Below are 599 nucleotides of genomic sequence, written 5' to 3'. Positions count from 1 at the left end.
AGGTGCATCATTAGATATGGATGTTGTGTTACAGTTATCATCCACAGTAGGCGTTCCAAGATTGACATTAGCGGCATCTGTAGAACAGCCATTAGCATCGACATTTACAGATACCGGTGCAGCACAGTTTACAAAAGTCGGATTGATATTATCGGTTACAGTCACAGTTTGCGTACAAGTGGCCGTATTACCAGCACCATCGGTTACGGTCCAAGTGACCGTTGTTTCTCCTAATGGGAACACGGCAGGTGCATCATTAGATATGGATGTTGTGTTACAGTTATCATCCACAGTAGGCGTTCCAAGATTGACATTAGCGGCATCTGTAGAACAGCCATTAGCATCAACATTTACAGATACCGGTGCAGCACAGTTTACAAAAGTCGGATTGATATTATCGGTTACAGTCACAGTTTGCGTACAAGTGGCCGTATTACCAGCACCATCGGTTACGGTCCAAGTGACCGTTGTTTCTCCTAACGGATAGGTGTCAGGTGCATCATTAGATATGGATGTTGTCGTACAGTTATCATCCACAGTAGGCGTTCCAAGATTGACATTAGCGGCATCTGTAGAACAGCCATTAGCATCGACATTTA

Annotated in this window: 1 protein-coding gene; it reads right to left on the bottom strand. The window is 44.2% G+C overall.

All coding sequences use genetic code 11. From position 1 onward, the window contains the following. Positions 1-599 (bottom strand): HYR domain-containing protein (locus tag LG649_RS15890; RefSeq protein ID WP_262904513.1); only part of this gene is annotated, 599 nt, incomplete at both ends.

Source organism: Neotamlana laminarinivorans (assembly GCF_020523925.1).
GTDB classification, from domain to species: domain Bacteria; phylum Bacteroidota; class Bacteroidia; order Flavobacteriales; family Flavobacteriaceae; genus Neotamlana; species Neotamlana laminarinivorans.
This window is presented reverse-complemented; position numbering and strand designations above follow the sequence as displayed.